The organism is Pseudoalteromonas sp. PS1M3 (genome assembly GCF_016865405.1).
In the GTDB taxonomy this organism is placed as follows: domain Bacteria; phylum Pseudomonadota; class Gammaproteobacteria; order Enterobacterales; family Alteromonadaceae; genus Pseudoalteromonas; species Pseudoalteromonas marina.
Window position 1 is genome coordinate 185,118 of sequence record NZ_AP022625.1, and the last position, 17,444, is coordinate 202,561.

Genomic DNA, 17,444 nt, shown 5'->3' on the forward strand with positions numbered 1-17,444 from the left:
GCGACTACTCTGCTAATGGTAATGTAAATTTGGCTAAACGGTTCTTAGGAAAAGCCGAAATATCTATTGGCTCACCGTTTAAGGTAATGTTAACTACATTGTGCTTACCAAGCACAACAGCAAAAGGAGGTGTACCAGAAACAGTCATTCTGTAACCTGCTTTTTTAACGCCAAAGGCTATTTTTTCGCCTTCGCCGTCGTGAATTTCGACCCAGCTTTCGTCATTAAATAGCATTTCTATTGTGCTGATGTCGGCTTTATCGGTATCTGACTCTGAAGTTTTTTCGTTAACTGCTTGTGTTATTTCGTTATTTGTTAAATCTGTACTTTGCTCAACAGGCTCTTGGCGTAACTCATCAACATCGTTTGCTGTTTTTTGCTGTTCAATATTAGTTGATTGAATGGCTTGGCGTTCACTCATTATGGTGTTGCCAATATTTATATTTGTGGTTTGTTCTTCAATTGGGGTGGCGTTTTGCCAAAACCATAAAGCAGACGAGCCAATAACAATGGCTATAATAATGTAAGTTACCAACATTAAACGGCTATCGCTTGCTTCTTTTTCTGTACGACGAGAAAAGCTTTGCATGTTAGCTGGTTTTGCTGGTTCAGGTGGTGCTGGCAACATGGCTAATATAGGTGCGCTATCTACTTTTAATTCACGGCAATAGTTCTTTATGTAGCCTTTAACAAAAGTAATAGGTCCTAACGCTTGAAAGTCGTCATTTTCAAGGTGCTTAATTTGAAACTCAGATAGCTTTAGTGGTTTAGCGATGGTTTCAATGCTTACCTTAGCTTGCTCTCTGTGTGCTTTTAAAATTTGGCCTACTGTAGGCTGTTCGCTTTGCGTATTTTCTTCATTCATAATAGGTATGAGTCTGGATCCACTAGTAAAAGTCTATGTCCTGGTTTTAGCTCTATATCAGGACTTAATTTATTCCATCGCATTAATTCATCAATTAATACTTGCTTCTGGGTAGCAATATCGTAAAGGGAGTCGCCAGATTTAATTTCGTAATAAATATTAGGATCGTTTAAGTAAATTTTGCTGCCATTCATTACCCGATCCGACTCTTTTAATCCATTCCATTGTAGGAGCTTTTGTAGTTTAACATTGTATCGCACCGAAATGCTAAATAGGTTTTCACCAAACTCAATGATATGAAAAGGCACTCGTAATGTTGCGACTTTAGGATTTAACATAGGTAACGCTGTTTGCTTATTTGATGATAAGTTTGTAAATGTAACGTCACTACCGTTTTGGTAACCACTCGTTTCAAAAATATCTTCATTTTTAGTGGCTTCGTAAAAAACAACATTTGAGTCGTTACTGGCAGCTGTCGTGTTCGTCGTGACTGTTGGCTGATTTGTTTGAGGTGAATTAAAGTTAGCCGTTTTAGGCGCCCCAAAAGAAATAATTTTCACTTCTTCTTTTGGTGCTGCTGGTACTACTTTAGCTATAACTGTTGAAGCTGCTGTGCTTGTCTTAGTAGCAGGCTCTTCAATAACTGACTCAGGCATATTTGTTGTATTTGGTTGAGTTGTTAACGCAAGTAATATCGCAGACGTATCTGTTGATGGCCCAGAGGGTTTAATTTGTTGTGTTTCAGCTTGTACTGGCTGTTTTACAATTGTTGTTACAGGTGCTTTAGGTGTAACTTTTTTTGGAGTGACTTCTTGTGTTGTTGCAGCTTCATCAACAGCTGTATCTGCGCTTGTGTTTATATCATTTCTGGCTATGACCGGATTCGCATCTTGCGTGTTTTGTTCAGGCTTTGCTGGAGTTACTTGTGCAGGTTGCTTAATAACCAGGCTTGTTGTGCTGTCTTGGTTAGGTGCCTTTTTTCTTACTATTTTTATTTTTGGTTTTGCACTTATATATGTGCCGTCTGCATCAGCTTTTAACTCGTTGAGTTTTGCCTTACGATATTTCTCGCGCAGCATTTCAAATTCGTTAAATCGTGTGCGTTGCTCTCTAATTGCGTATGCTTCGTTACTAGTAGAATAGGTTTGTAAAAGTGTGCTTGCTACTTTTTCGGCTTCTTCTATTCGACCCATGCGATTTTTAACTAAATAGCTAAGCATTAAAGCACGCGAGGATACTCGACCTGTGTCGTCATGTTTTTTAAGAATGTCGTTCGCTTTGTATAAGTCACTTTTTGCATAAAACAGAGCCGCTAAGCTTATAAGAGTAGAGGTTCGTTGAGAGCTGTGATTAAGCGCTTGCTTAAAGTAAGTTTCTGCGTTTTCAAAATCATCAAATTCAATGGCGCACAACGCTAGATTTTCGTAGCTCTCGGCAACACGAATATACGTTGGAATTTCAATGGCTTTTAAAAATTGATCAGTGGCGCGGTCGTATTCATCAATACCACATAAAAATACACCGTAGTTGTTGAGTGTATTAGGATCATCAGGCTTTATATCTAATGCTTTTTGATAGGCTCTGTCGGCTAATGGGTTTTCACCTACTTGCTGGTAGTAATAGGCCATAGAGTAATGAACTTCAGGTAAGTTGGGAGCGAATTCAGCAGCGCGTTCTAGGTTGTATTTTGCTTGTGAATTATTACCTGTTTTTAGGTACTGTAAGGCTAAAGCTATTCGAGTGCGTGCTGCCCCGGCGTTATTGATTTTATTTTTGACAACGGGCTTATTACTGCCGTTATAACTACTTTCGGTAACACAGCCACTTAAAGCCAGTGCCGATAGTGTTATAGCAAGTATAGATCGCATTACCTTATCTCTTTATTTTTGTCCATATTGCCTATATTACCTAAAAGCCCTCATGTTGCATCAATTATTTAATAATAAACGATTTAACAGGAGGGCTTTTAGTAATTTAACTAAATTTAGGCTTGCTGGATGTTAACTGAGATTTTGTTATCGTCACGCATTTTCTTTTTCGCCATACGTTTAGTGCGGTCAACTACATCGCCGGCTAATTGCCCACATGCTGCATCAATATCATCCCCGCGAGTACGACGCACAATACAGGTAATGCCAGCAGCTTGTAAAACCTTAGAAAAACGGTCTATTCGGCTGTTGCTCGAGCGTGTGTATTCGTTACCCGGAAATGGATTAAACGGAATAAGGTTTACCTTAGAAGGTGTGCCTTTTAACGTTTTAACTAATTCGTGAGCTTGGTCGGTGCTGTCGTTAACGCCGTTAAGCATTACGTATTCAATTGTTACGTCTTTATTGGCTTTAGAGCCATCAATGTAACGACGACATGCCGCTAAAAACTCTTCAATAGGGTACTTTTTATTAATAGGCACTAAAATATCACGCAGTGCGTTATCTGGCGCGTGAAGTGAAATAGCAAGTGCTACGTCAATCTTCTCTTTTAATAAATCAAGTGCCGGTACCACGCCCGATGTACTTAATGTTACGCGGCGCTTAGATAAACCAAAGCCCCAGTCGTCCATCATTAATTCCATAGCGGGTACTACATTTTTAACGTTAAGCAATGGCTCGCCCATACCCATCATTACTACGTTAGTAACAGGGCGTTTTTCGCTGTTGCCATCTAGGCCAATATCTTTAGCTACACGCCATACTTGGCCAATAATTTCAGACACTTTTAAGTTACGGTTAAAGCCTTGTTGTGCGGTAGAGCAAAACGTACATTCTAAAGCACAGCCAACTTGCGAAGATACACATAACGTTGCACGTTCTTTTTCTGGGATCCACACGGCTTCAACTTCTTGGCCGCCTTCAAGTACTAATGCGTATTTGATTGTGCCGTCGCTCGCTTGTTGGCGAACTGATATTTCAGGGGCGACAATTTCGCATTCAGCTTTGAGCTTTTCTTTAAGTTTTTTATTTACATTGCTCATTTCGTCGAAGTTATCTACGCCAAAATGATAAATCCATTTCATCACCTGATCGCCACGAAACGGCTTTTCACCGAACGATACAAATAGCTCACGCATTGCATCTCGGTTTAAATCTAATAAGTTAATCTTTTTTTGCGCAGTGGTCATGAAACAACCTTAATCAGTAACGGTGGTGATAAAATTTACAAGGGCGAATTGTACACAATTCACTCACTTTAATCATTAAGTAAAACATCAAATATGCCAGTGTAATACTTTAATTAATGACTAAAAAAGGGCTCGAAAGCCCTTTTCATACTTTGCATCACAGGGTTAACTGTGAAACTCAAATTAACGAGTACGTGGGCAAAGCTCTTCGTCAGCGAAGAAGTACGCGATTTCGCGAGCAGCAGATTCAACAGCGTCAGAACCGTGAACAGCGTTTTCGTCAATGCTGTCAGCGTAGTCTGCACGTAAAGTACCAGCTAGTGCTTCAGCAGGGTTAGTAGCACCCATGATTTCACGGTTTTTAAGAACAGCGTTTTCGCCTTCAAGAACTGTAACCATTACTGGGCCAGAAGTCATGAAAGAAACTAAAGCGCCAAAGAAAGGACGTTCGCTGTGCTCAGCGTAGAAGCCTTCAGCTTTCTCTTGTGAAAGGTGAACCATTTTAGCTGCAACGATTTTAAGGCCAGCAGTTTCGAAACGGTTGTAGATAGCGCCGATGTGGTTTTTAGCTACTGCATCAGGTTTTACGATTGAGAAAGTACGCTCTAAAGCCATCTTTATGCTCCAATAATTTATAAGTAAAAGTGTGAATATTAACGGGCGCGAATTATACGCGCTTTAGCTGAAAAATCCTAATTTTATTAAAAACCAGTTCAATTACAATTTTATGATCTTGATCAAGGGGAAATTTTTAGTGCTATTTATACTGCCGCGCTTTGATTTTATATTTAAATTTATTACGCACACCATTGGCTTAATGCCCTTTGTTGTAGGGAGCGCAAATGTCACCTGTTTCTTCAAGCCCTTTTATACCTGAACTATTGTGCCCTGCAGGCAGTTTAAAAAATATGCGTTACGCCTTTGCATATGGGGCCGATGCCGTTTACGCCGGCCAGCCTCGCTACAGTTTGCGTGTGCGTAATAATGAGTTTGACTTAGAGACCTTACAAATAGGCATTAATGAAGCACACGCATTAAATAAAAAGTTTTATGTGGTATCAAATATTGCACCGCATAATGCTAAGGTTAAATCGTATTTACGTGATATTGAACCGGTAATAGCAATGGAGCCCGATGCACTGATTATGTCCGATCCGGGTTTAATTATGCTTGTTCGTGAAAAATGGCCAGCAATGCCGGTTCATTTATCAGTGCAAGCAAATGCCGTTAACTTCGCTAGCGTGCAGTTTTGGGCAAAACAAGGTATTGAGCGTGTTATTTTATCTCGCGAGCTATCGCTTGAAGAAATAAAGGAAATACGCACACAGTGTCCAGACACCGAGCTAGAAGTATTTGTGCATGGTGCATTATGCATGGCTTATTCTGGACGATGTTTACTCTCGGGTTATATAAATAAGCGCGACCCAAATCAAGGTACGTGTACCAATGCATGCCGTTGGGAATACGATGTAAAACCTGGGGTTGAAAACGAGACGGGCGAAATGGTGCATAAGTTTGATCCGAAACAGGTAATTCCTACTCTTGGCGAAGGCGCACCAAGCAATGATGTATTTATGCTTGAAGAGCAAGGTCGCCCAGGTGAATACATGCCTGCGTTTGAGGATGAGCATGGCACTTATATTATGAATTCAAAAGATTTGCGTGCCGTGCAGTATGTTGAACAACTTACAAAAATGGGCGTACATAGTTTAAAAATAGAAGGGCGTACTAAATCATTTTATTACGTTGCGCGCACCGCGCAAGTGTATCGTAAAGCAATAGATGATGCGGTTGCGGGTAAACCATTCGATACAAGCTTATTTAAGACGCTTGAGAACTTAGCACATAGAGGCTATATCGAAGGCTTTTTAAAACGCCATGCTCACCAAGAATATCAAAACTACGAATACGGTCATTCGGTGTCTACTAAGCAGCAATTTGTGGGTGAAGTACTAGGGCGCTGCGAAAATGGACTAGTTGAAATAGACGTTAAAAATAAATTTTGTGTTGGGCATGCTTTAGAGCTGATGACACCGCAAGGAAACATTACGTTTGAGCTTGAATACATGCAAAACAAAAAGGGCGAAAGTATTAGCGATGCCAAAGGCTCAGGATATATTGTAAAAGTTCAGTTAGATGAAGGTATTAATTTAGAGCACGCTATATTGATGCGTAATTTAGATGAGCACCAAGATACACGTAACCCCCATAAGCATACAGTAGTAACTTAACGATTAAACTTAGTAATGAAGGTATCTGTATATCACTGTGAACTTTATTACTTAAATAAAACGAAAAAGTTTATTCATAATAAAAGCTACTTATTAAAGAAATGAACTAATTTACATGCAGTCTGTTAAATCAAGACTCTTCTTTCTTAGTGTTTATATGAGTTATAACCAGTTTAACCAAAATGATAGTAAGTACAACTGCGGGGAATATCCATACATAATCAGCCATTATTTTTAACTCCAAAACTTAATTAATGACATTAAGATTAATGTTTTCTTAGTGGTTTGCAATAAAAAGTTAATGGGTGCTCGGTGTATTTTTTAGAGATGAAAAGCGTTAAGTAACTTATAAACTATATAAAACAAGTGCGATTCAGTATTCGCACTTTATTCAAGGTCAACGAAGGAGGTAATAGTGGCACTACTAATAAATAGTAAATGCATTAACTGTGATATGTGCGATCCCGAATGCCCAAATGAAGCTATATATATGGGTGCTAAAATTTATCAGATAGATTCTGAAAGGTGCACCGAGTGTGTAGGGCATTATGAAAAGCCAACCTGTATCAGTGTATGTCCAATAGATTGCATTAAACCAGATCCAAATTGCCGAGAAACTATTGATGAGTTAGCTGATAAATATATACGTATTAATGGTTAGTAATAGTACCTAACAATTTCACTCATACAGTTATATATAAAGGCAGTTTGTGTGAGTGCTTAAGATGAATATTTATGAGGAAGCTCAAAGTTATTATTTTCGTAAAAGTGAAATTAGTTCAAAGTAAATAACCTCATCCTTTGTATAAACTGATTGAAAGGTCTTTTTATATGCAAATTATACCCCCTCAAACCGCGGTTTGTATGTATTTTGTACTAAAACCAAATTCTTTTGAATAAGCGTGAAATAAACGTTGACCATCATTCGAATATCCCTATAATGCGACCCCACTGAGACGGCAGAGCAGGCAACGCTTAAGCTGCAAGCAAGCCACTTAGTGAGTCGAGTAAAACTTAAGTTTAGATTTTTGTAAAATTTAAAATTAAGTGTTGACAAAAATACAGGAAAGCGTAAGATTCGCTTCCCTTGAGTCGCTAAGGCAACTCAAACGTTCTTTAACAATATAAAGCAATCATCTGTGTGGGCACTCGTACAGGTTGAGTTCTAACAGCCAAGCTTAGTTCGCTAAGTGAGGCAAACAAATTAGAGTCTCAATTGAAACTGAGTGACCAACAGCAATAACTACTTCGGTAGGAATTGCAGCACAGTCAATTCAATATCGAAAGATATTAAATAAATTCAGAATTCATTGAGCTGTCGAAAGACACAAAACTTTTTAATTGAAGAGTTTGATCATGGCTCAGATTGAACGCTGGCGGCAGGCCTAACACATGCAAGTCGAGCGGTAACAGAAAGTAGCTTGCTACTTTGCTGACGAGCGGCGGACGGGTGAGTAATGCTTGGGAACATGCCTTGAGGTGGGGGACAACAGTTGGAAACGACTGCTAATACCGCATAATGTCTACGGACCAAAGGGGGCTTCGGCTCTCGCCTTTAGATTGGCCCAAGTGGGATTAGCTAGTTGGTGAGGTAATGGCTCACCAAGGCAACGATCCCTAGCTGGTTTGAGAGGATGATCAGCCACACTGGAACTGAGACACGGTCCAGACTCCTACGGGAGGCAGCAGTGGGGAATATTGCACAATGGGCGAAAGCCTGATGCAGCCATGCCGCGTGTGTGAAGAAGGCCTTCGGGTTGTAAAGCACTTTCAGTCAGGAGGAAAGGGTGTGAGTTAATACCTCACATCTGTGACGTTACTGACAGAAGAAGCACCGGCTAACTCCGTGCCAGCAGCCGCGGTAATACGGAGGGTGCGAGCGTTAATCGGAATTACTGGGCGTAAAGCGTACGCAGGCGGTTTGTTAAGCGAGATGTGAAAGCCCCGGGCTCAACCTGGGAACTGCATTTCGAACTGGCAAACTAGAGTGTGATAGAGGGTGGTAGAATTTCAGGTGTAGCGGTGAAATGCGTAGAGATCTGAAGGAATACCGATGGCGAAGGCAGCCACCTGGGTCAACACTGACGCTCATGTACGAAAGCGTGGGGAGCAAACGGGATTAGATACCCCGGTAGTCCACGCCGTAAACGATGTCTACTAGAAGCTCGGAACCTCGGTTCTGTTTTTCAAAGCTAACGCATTAAGTAGACCGCCTGGGGAGTACGGCCGCAAGGTTAAAACTCAAATGAATTGACGGGGGCCCGCACAAGCGGTGGAGCATGTGGTTTAATTCGATGCAACGCGAAGAACCTTACCTACACTTGACATACAGAGAACTTTCTAGAGATAGATTGGTGCCTTCGGGAACTCTGATACAGGTGCTGCATGGCTGTCGTCAGCTCGTGTTGTGAGATGTTGGGTTAAGTCCCGCAACGAGCGCAACCCCTATCCTTAGTTGCTAGCAGGTAATGCTGAGAACTCTAAGGAGACTGCCGGTGATAAACCGGAGGAAGGTGGGGACGACGTCAAGTCATCATGGCCCTTACGTGTAGGGCTACACACGTGCTACAATGGCGCATACAGAGTGCTGCGAACCTGCGAAGGTAAGCGAATCACTTAAAGTGCGTCGTAGTCCGGATTGGAGTCTGCAACTCGACTCCATGAAGTCGGAATCGCTAGTAATCGCGTATCAGAATGACGCGGTGAATACGTTCCCGGGCCTTGTACACACCGCCCGTCACACCATGGGAGTGGGTTGCTCCAGAAGTAGATAGTCTAACCCTCGGGAGGACGTTTACCACGGAGTGATTCATGACTGGGGTGAAGTCGTAACAAGGTAGCCCTAGGGGAACCTGGGGCTGGATCACCTCCTTATACGATTTAGAACTTATTTGTTCGTAGTGTCCACACAGATGATTGTTAGTTAGTTAAGCCACTGGCTTAGTTAATTAATATGCTCTTTAAAAATTTGGAAAAGCTGATAATAAAATTCGTATGAATAACATTGTTATTTGTACAGAGTTTTCAAAAGTAAAAAAGAATGATAGCAGTATCATTCAGTGCCATTTAATCACTCTTATGAGTCGATTGATTGGTATCTACTTTAGTATTCAATATTAACTTCTGGCGAAGTTAAACTGTCACAAAACAAAGACCCGTTTGGGTTGTATGGTTAAGTGACTAAGCGTACACGGTGGATGCCTTGGCAGTTGGAGGCGATGAAGGACGTATTAACTTGCGATAAGCCTAGTCAAGCTAGTAAAAAGCACTTGAGACTAGGATTTCCGAATGGGGAAACCCACCTGCTTGCAGGTATCGTTAACTGAATACATAGGTTAACGAGGCGAACGCGGAGAACTGAAACATCTAAGTACCCGTAGGAAAAGAAATCAACCGAGATTCCGAAAGTAGCGGCGAGCGAAATCGGAACAGCCCTTAAGCTTATTATGTGTTAATGGAAGGCTCTGGAAAGTGCCACGATACAGGGTGATAGTCCCGTACATGAAAAGACATTTTAAGTGAAATCGAGTAGGTCGGAGCACGTGAAACTTTGACTGAATATAGGTGGACCATCATCTAAGGCTAAATACTCCCAACTGACCGATAGTGAACCAGTACCGTGAGGGAAAGGCGAAAAGAACCCCTGTGAGGGGAGTGAAATAGAACCTGAAACCGTGTACGTACAAGCAGTAGGAGCAGACTTGTTCTGTGACTGCGTACCTTTTGTATAATGGGTCAGCGACTTATATTTTGTAGCGAGGTTAACCGATTAGGGTAGCCGTAGGGAAACCGAGTCTTAACTGGGCGAATAGTTGCAAGGTATAGACCCGAAACCCGGTGATCTAGCCATGGGCAGGTTGAAGGTTGAGTAACATCAACTGGAGGACCGAACCCACTAACGTTGAAAAGTTAGGGGATGACCTGTGGCTAGGAGTGAAAGGCTAATCAAACCGGGAGATAGCTGGTTCTCCCCGAAATCTATTTAGGTAGAGCCTCGGACGAATACTTACGGGGGTAGAGCACTGTTAAGGCTAGGGGGTCATCCCGACTTACCAACCCTTTGCAAACTCCGAATACCGTAAAGTAATATCCGGGAGACACACGGCGGGTGCTAACGTCCGTCGTGAAGAGGGAAACAACCCAGACCGCCAGCTAAGGTCCCAAAGTCATAGTTAAGTGGGAAACGATGTGGAAAGGCCCAGACAGCCAGGAGGTTGGCTTAGAAGCAGCCATCCTTTAAAGAAAGCGTAATAGCTCACTGGTCGAGTCGGTCTGCGCGGAAGATGTAACGGGGCTAAACTATGCACCGAAGCTGCGGATTCATACTTTGTATGAGTGGTAGGGGAGCGTTCTGTAAGCGGTTGAAGGTGTACCGGGAGGTATGCTGGACGTATCAGAAGTGCGAATGCTGACATGAGTAACGATAATGCGGGTGAAAAACCCGCACGCCGGAAGACCAAGGGTTCCTATCCCATGTTAATCAGGGTAGGGTAAGTCGACCCCTAAGGCGAGGCCGAAAGGCGTAGTCGATGGGAAACGGATTAATATTTCCGTACTTGGTATAATTGCGATGGGGGGACGGAGAAGGCTAAGCAAGCATGGCGATGGTTGTCCATGTGAAAGTGAGTAGGGCGTTTGTTTAGGTAAATCCGGACGAACATTAAACCTGAGACACGAGACGAGCTACTACGGTAGTGAAGTTGCTGATGCCATACTTCCAGGAAAAGCCTCTAAGCTTCAGATTATACCGAATCGTACCCCAAACCGACACAGGTGGTCAGGTAGAGAATACTAAGGCGCTTGAGAGAACTCGGGTGAAGGAACTAGGCAAAATCGTACCGTAACTTCGGGAGAAGGTACGCTCCTATCTGTGATGAGACTTGCTCTCTAAGCGGACGGGAGCCGCAGTGACCAGGTGGCTGGGACTGTTTATTAAAAACACAGCACTGTGCAAAATCGCAAGATGACGTATACGGTGTGACACCTGCCCGGTGCCGGAAGGTTAATTGATGGGGTTATCTTCGGAGAAGCTCTTGATCGAAGCCCCGGTAAACGGCGGCCGTAACTATAACGGTCCTAAGGTAGCGAAATTCCTTGTCGGGTAAGTTCCGACCTGCACGAATGGTGTAACCATGGCCACGCTGTCTCCACCCGAGACTCAGTGAAATTGAAATCGCAGTGAAGATGCTGTGTACCCGCGGCTAGACGGAAAGACCCCGTGAACCTTTACTACAGCTTGGCACTGAACATTGAACCTACATGTGTAGGATAGGTGGGAGACTTTGAAGATGAGACGCTAGTCTTGTTGGAGTCGTCCTTGAAATACCACCCTTGTAGTTTTGATGTTCTAACGTTGGCCCCTGAATCGGGGTTACGGACAGTGCCTGGTGGGTAGTTTGACTGGGGCGGTCTCCTCCCAAAGAGTAACGGAGGAGCACGAAGGTTGGCTAAGTACGGTCGGACATCGTACGGTTAGTGTAATGGTAGAAGCCAGCTTAACTGCGAGACAGACACGTCGAGCAGGTACGAAAGTAGGTCATAGTGATCCGGTGGTTCTGAATGGAAGGGCCATCGCTCAACGGATAAAAGGTACTCCGGGGATAACAGGCTGATACCGCCCAAGAGTTCATATCGACGGCGGTGTTTGGCACCTCGATGTCGGCTCATCACATCCTGGGGCTGAAGTCGGTCCCAAGGGTATGGCTGTTCGCCATTTAAAGTGGTACGCGAGCTGGGTTTAGAACGTCGTGAGACAGTTCGGTCCCTATCTGCCGTGGGCGTTTGAGAATTGAGAGGGGTTGCTCCTAGTACGAGAGGACCGGAGTGAACGAACCGCTGGTGTTCGGGTTGTCATGCCAATGGCATTGCCCGGTAGCTACGTTCGGAACTGATAAGCGCTGAAAGCATCTAAGCGCGAAGCAGGCCTCGAGATGAGTTCTCACTAGACTTTTAAAGTCTCTGAAGGGCCGTTGAAGACTACAACGTTGATAGGCAAGATGTGGAAGTGGTGTGAGCCATTAAGCTAACTTGTACTAATTACCCGTGAGGCTTAACCATACAACGCCAAACGCGTTTTGTGTGACAGTTAAGACAGAAGTTAATATAACTAAAGTAGATATTACTTAGAAAGACTTAAAAAATATTATCAGATATTTTCCAGATTCAGTTAGTGCGTAGAAATACGGATTAACGCCCAAATTTGCTTGGTGACAATAGCGTTTTGGACCCACCTGACTCCATGCCGAACTCAGTAGTGAAACGAAACAGCGCCGATGATAGTGTAGCATTTGCTATGTGAAAGTAGGACATTACCAGGCTTCAAATAAGAGAAACCCGTTACAGCAATGTAACGGGTTTTTTGCTGTCTGGGGTTTAATAAATAGCAATAGCCCATACCAAACTCAGTAGTCAAACAAAACAGCTCGAAGGCGAGCCCCGCACAAGGCCGCCCCAACACAACGATAGTACCCCATTTCACTGTGACTTTTTACCGCTGTGGGCACCACGACATTACCAGGCTTCAAATTGTAGAAAGCCGCTTCAGAAATGAAGCGGCTTTTTTTACGTCTGCAGAAAAGTAATATTCAACATTTTCTTCTCTAAAGCGTAGCGTCTCCTAAGCGAAGCGCCTCTTTGTTAAGAGTGTTTTGGCTATTAAATACACTGACCTATGGTAGGTAACATTTCACTGTGACTCTCCACCGCTGTGGACACCAAGACATTACGCAGGCCGCAGGCTTCAAATACAATAAAGCTCAATTCGCTAAATTTTTTTATGTTTATAGAAAAGTAATATTCAGTATTTCCTTTTCTAAAGCGAAGCGTCTCCTGAGCGAAGCGCCTCTTTGTGGACAGTGTTTTGGTTATTCAATACACTGACCTATGATAGGTAACATTTGCTATGTGACTCTCTACCGCTGTGGGCACCACGACATTACGCAGGCTTAAAATTGTAGAGAGCCCGACTAGCGATAGTCGTTTTTTCCGTCTGGGGTTTAGTAAATAGTCAAAACCCTATGCCGAACTCAGTAGCGGCTGCTGATGCATATCCTGTGCTCAACGGTATTTTAATTCCCATACATTATGCATAACAAAGTCAAAGCGAGATCCGCACAAGTCAGCCTTTACATAATAATAATTTCTATTTCACGGTGACTTTTACAGATTTACTTCTCTATGTATTGATTTAAGTTTATAACAATATAAAAAATACTAGTGATACAATTAAGTGTATGGGCTAATACATCCTATAGAGATAAAGTTATTATTGGTTTTGTTTAACTTTACTTGTTAAAAATCCTTATGGGCTTTGAATCGCCCCGTGTTTGCCAGAGACTCAATAACTTGAGAAACTGGAACTATGAAAAAATCAAATCGCTATACATCAGAATTTCGTGAACGTGCAATTAGGCTTGTTACCACACAACAGCATGAATACCCTTCTCTTTGGGCTGCGCTAGTATCGATTTCAGATAAACTGGGATGTACCCCAGAAACACTTAGAGCATGGGTCAAGAAATCTCAAGCTCAACCGTCTAAACCCTCTTCTAATACGCAATCAACTGAAGAACGCCTTGCCGTCTTAGAGCGCGAGAATAAAGAGCTCAAGCGAACGAATGATATCCTGAGGCAAGCTGCCGCTTTTTTCGCCCAAGCGGAGCTCGACCGCAAACAGAAGTAATAGTGGATTTTATTGATGCTTGCAGAGAGCATTACGGTGTCGAGTCAATTTGCAAGGAATTGCCGATTGCACCATCAACGTATTATTCTCATAAACAGATACAAAGAGAGCCTGAGCGACTGTCTAACCGCAAAAAGCGTGATGCTGAGCTGATAATACTCATTCGCGAAGTGTGGGAGGATAATATGTCAGTTTATGGTGCAAGAAAAATATGGAAGCAGCTACAGCTTGACGACCATCAAGTCGCCCGCTGTACAGTCGAACGATTGATGCGAGTTATGGGAATTCAAGGTGTTCGTCGGGGTAAAGCACATAAGACAACGATACCTGACGAGCAACAAGATAAGCCACTTGATTTAGTTAATCGTCAATTTACTGCTGAGCAGCCAAATCAACTTTGGGTAGCTGACATCACCTATGTTGCCACATGGAGTGGGTTTGTTTATGTCGCTTTCGTGATAGATGTTTTTTCACGATACATTGTAGGTTGGCGTGTATCAACGACAATGCACACAGAGCTTATTCTTGATGCGTTAGAGCAAGCTATTTGGCATCGTGGCAACCCCGAAGGGTTAATTCACCACAGCGACAGAGGCAGCCAATATTTGTCTATACGATACACTGAGCGACTTGCTGAAGCTGGAATTCAAGCGTCTGTAGGCAGTGTGGGTGACTCTTATGACAATGCATTGGCTGAAACAATAAATGGATTATTTAAAACAGAGATTATTCGCAGAAATGGCCCGTGGAAGAATGTTGATGCTGTTGAATACGCAACGTTAGAGTGGGTCAATTGGTTTAATAATCAACGCTTATTATCTTCAATTGGGTATATTTCACCAGCTCAATATGAAACAGACTACTATGATAATTTAAACGAGTCAGGTAAAGTGGCCTGACTTAAACAAACTGGTCTCCGATGAACTCGGGGCGATTCACTTTATGCTCTCCTTTTGTTAACGCTTTTACTCATTTAGGGTCCTCTATGTCTTTCCCCTTATTTATTGATGACTCACCTTCTTTAATAGAGTTTACTCGTATCTACCTTGCTTTGTTTTATACATTTGTAGCAGGCTTTTATACCTATAGAATTATTTATATGTCACGTACTGAGAAAGAAAACATTGTTTTTCCTGGAGTTAAGTATTGTGCAAGTTGGTGGAACCATACTGTGTTTAAGTTCTTTAGAGCCTTGATATGGTTTGTATGTGTATTGCGAGTGTTTGTTCCTTCACTTGATAATTACTTAGGGCTATTTGCTGGTTTGAATGATTGGCCCGGTGTTATGTTTGGCAATGTACTTTTGACAGCAGGTTTTGCTTTATCGATGCTTGTTCATTTTAATATGGCTTCATTATGGCGTTCAGGAGTTGATCCAAACGGTCCACGGGAATTAAAAACAAAAGGGTTATATCAGTTTTCTAGAAACCCAATGTATTTGGGCGTGATAGCCGCTCAAATTGGATTTTTCTTAGCGTTGCCAAGCTTATTTAGTTTAATATGCTTAGTCATTGGGGTCGCAGCTATATACAGGCAAACTCTGGTAGAAGAAAAGCATTTAACCGAGAGCTTTACAGTTGAATATAAACAATATTCACAGGTAGTGCCTCGCTGGTTTTAATTGCGCGTTATTCTTCAATGAACTCGCTGACAAACACCTTTTTTGAAACTGGTTTAGAAAAGTAATAGCCTTGAATATAATCACATTGCATCTGTTTTAGTAACATGTACTGCTCTTGTTTTTCTACTCCCTCAGCAACTACTTCTACATTTAAGTTATGGGCCATTGTGATAATAGCCCTTACTAGTGCAATGCTATTATCATTTTTTTCTATATCCTTTATAAATGAACGATCTATTTTAAGGATGTCGATATCTAATCGTTGCAAATATGCCAATGATGAGTAACCCACGCCAAAATCATCAATAGCAACATCTATTTGAAATTCACTTAGTCGCCTTAGCTGTCGCTTTATTTCTGAATCAGTTCCCATTAGGGTGTTCTCTGTTACTTCTATTAAGACAGAGTGTTCGGGTAAATTGAATTGTTTGCTTGCCTGTATCCATTGCTCAACCCACTCACCAGATCGATCAATCTCCAGTGGTGAGGTATTAACACTAACTTGTATAAGGCGTTTAGATATTTTATTGAATAAAGTGCAGTCTTGTATTGCTTGCGATTTCACCCAGCGGCCTATGTCGCTTATTAAGCCATTTTTTTCTGCCATAGGGATAAATTCATTGGGCCCTATTAATCCTTTTTGTGGATGATTCCAGCGGATCAATGCTTCGGCTTTAGTAATGCTCTTACCGTCTACAGAAAAAATAGGCTGATAGTACAATTCAAACTGATTTTCTTTTAAACCAAGTTTTATTTCTTCTATGAGTTTTCTTTTCTCAGTGGCTTTTTCTTCAATTGAATAAGAGAAAAATTCGTACCTATTTCTACCTTTCTTTTTAGACAAATACATTGCTTGGTCGGCACGCTTAACGAGCTCTTCAACTGTTTTACCATGTTCTGGGTAAAGAGTAATACCTATACTTGCGGTAACATACACTGTCTCTTTTTTTACTTGAATTGAAGTTAATAGGGCATGTTGTACGCTATTTGCAACTTTTGCGGCTCTTTCTAGGTCGGTGACGTTTTGAAGTATTAAAGTAAACTCGTCCCCCCCCAGTCGCGCAATAATATCTTGTTCAGTAATGCATGCTTTTAGTCTATTTGCAACTTGATGCAACAGTAAGTCACCGTAATCATGGCCTAAATTATCATTTACTTCTTTGAACCCATCAAGGTCGATAAAAATTAATGCGAAATTTGTATCATGCGTATTGATTAACGATTGTATCTTTTCATAGAAATAGCGGCGATTAGGCAGGTCCGTAAGGCCATCTTGATATGCGTAGCGGTGAAGTTCGCTGTTAGCATTTTCAAGCTCTTGGGTACGTGTTTTAACTTGATTTTCTAAAGCGTGTTCACGTTGCTCTATTGTATAGAGCATATCGTTAAAACATACGGTTAATTCGCCAACCTCATCATTAGAGAGTTGCTCGGCACGTAAACTATAGTCATTTGATTTAGTGATATCGTTAGCTGTTTGAGCTAAATATAAAATGGGGCTTAAAAAACGACGCCTCAGGAACAATGAAATAATTAGGCTGACAGCAAAGGATAGTAGCGTGAGACTAATTATAAACTTTACATAAAAATCTATTCGATTATTGATATAGCTATTGTTAGCATAGATTACTAATTCGCCAACGTTGTTACCATCTATAGTCAGTTGTTTTTTTACTTCAACAGCATGCTCAACATTATCGGATAACATGTGCGAATTAGTTTTTGCTACAATATCTCCAGTTCGATTAGTAACAATAGCAGAGATTACATCTGTACGAGTAAGAATAGGCTTTATTAGTTCTTGAATTGCTTCTAAATCTTCAAAGATAAGTGCGGTGGCTATATTTGGCGACTGTAGTGGTACAGTGATTTTGGCCACCCATTAAGAAAGAAATGTTATGCTAATAAGCATACAAATTTGGGTGAAA

Annotated in this window: 9 protein-coding genes, 3 rRNA genes and 1 other annotated feature; of the genes, 7 read left to right on the forward strand and 5 right to left on the reverse strand. The window is 41.8% G+C overall.

Features of this window, described 5'->3' with window-relative positions; genetic code table 11:
• Positions 1–4: 4 nt before the first annotated feature.
• The 4 genes from PS1M3_RS17590 to ndk form a co-directional block, all read right to left on the reverse strand.
• Complete coding sequence (locus PS1M3_RS17590; protein ID WP_008126590.1) at positions 5–865, reverse strand: RodZ domain-containing protein; 861 nt, start codon at positions 863–865, stop codon at positions 5–7.
• Complete coding sequence (gene pilW / locus PS1M3_RS17595; RefSeq protein ID WP_138740912.1) at positions 862–2,733, reverse strand: type IV pilus biogenesis/stability protein PilW; 1,872 nt, start codon at positions 2,731–2,733, stop codon at positions 862–864. The genes PS1M3_RS17590 and pilW overlap by 4 nt, the downstream gene beginning before the upstream one ends.
• 116 nt (positions 2,734–2,849) lie before the next feature.
• Positions 2,850–3,983, reverse strand: a complete 1,134-nt coding sequence (locus tag PS1M3_RS17600) for a bifunctional tRNA (adenosine(37)-C2)-methyltransferase TrmG/ribosomal RNA large subunit methyltransferase RlmN (protein ID WP_006793574.1) — start codon at positions 3,981–3,983, stop codon at positions 2,850–2,852.
• A 183-nt stretch (positions 3,984–4,166) separates the two neighbouring features.
• Positions 4,167–4,598 carry a nucleoside-diphosphate kinase gene (gene ndk, locus PS1M3_RS17605; protein ID WP_008111339.1) on the reverse strand — a complete coding sequence of 144 codons (432 nt, stop codon included), beginning with the start codon at positions 4,596–4,598 and terminating at the stop codon, positions 4,167–4,169.
• A 227-nt stretch (positions 4,599–4,825) separates the two neighbouring features.
• On the opposite strand from ndk, the gene yegQ reads away from it, so the two are divergent.
• The 7 genes from yegQ (at position 4,826) to PS1M3_RS17640 (ending at position 15,516) form a co-directional block, all read left to right on the forward strand.
• Positions 4,826–6,214: a tRNA 5-hydroxyuridine modification protein YegQ gene (gene yegQ / locus PS1M3_RS17610; RefSeq protein ID WP_203987858.1), complete on the forward strand. Its 1,389-nt coding sequence runs from the start codon at positions 4,826–4,828 to the stop codon at positions 6,212–6,214.
• A gap of 415 nt (positions 6,215–6,629) precedes the next feature.
• Positions 6,630–6,875 (forward strand): YfhL family 4Fe-4S dicluster ferredoxin, encoded by a 246-nt coding sequence (locus PS1M3_RS17615; RefSeq protein ID WP_203987860.1) that lies wholly within the window; start codon positions 6,630–6,632, stop codon positions 6,873–6,875.
• A gap of 677 nt (positions 6,876–7,552) precedes the next feature.
• A 16S ribosomal RNA gene (locus PS1M3_RS17620) occupies positions 7,553–9,088 on the forward strand.
• Positions 9,089–9,384: 296 nt separating this feature from the next.
• Positions 9,385–12,271, forward strand: a 23S ribosomal RNA gene (locus tag PS1M3_RS17625).
• Positions 12,272–12,416: 145 nt separating this feature from the next.
• Positions 12,417–12,531 (forward strand): 5S ribosomal RNA (gene rrf, locus PS1M3_RS17630).
• Together the 16S, 23S and 5S rRNA genes form the textbook arrangement of a ribosomal RNA operon.
• Before the next feature lie 1,043 nt (positions 12,532–13,574).
• Positions 13,575–14,794, forward strand: a protein-coding gene (locus PS1M3_RS17635) for an IS3 family transposase (protein WP_223230517.1) whose coding sequence is annotated in 2 segments (ribosomal slippage) — positions 13,575–13,863 and positions 13,863–14,794 — 1,221 coding nt in all. Because the reading frame shifts where the segments join, the coding sequence is not laid out codon by codon here.
• Positions 13,853–13,969, forward strand: a sequence feature (AL1L pseudoknot). Its footprint overlaps the gene before it by 117 nt.
• Positions 14,795–14,880: 86 nt before the next feature.
• A complete protein-coding gene (locus PS1M3_RS17640) occupies positions 14,881–15,516 on the forward strand; it encodes an isoprenylcysteine carboxylmethyltransferase family protein (protein ID WP_008131379.1) in 636 nt (211 codons plus the stop codon).
• Positions 15,517–15,523: 7 nt separating this feature from the next.
• Here PS1M3_RS17640 and PS1M3_RS17645 read toward each other — a convergent pair whose 3' ends face one another.
• Entirely contained in the window at positions 15,524–17,395 is a 1,872-nt protein-coding gene (locus tag PS1M3_RS17645) for a bifunctional diguanylate cyclase/phosphodiesterase (RefSeq protein ID WP_239104514.1), read from the reverse strand.
• Between the last annotated feature and the right edge of the window lie 49 nt (positions 17,396–17,444).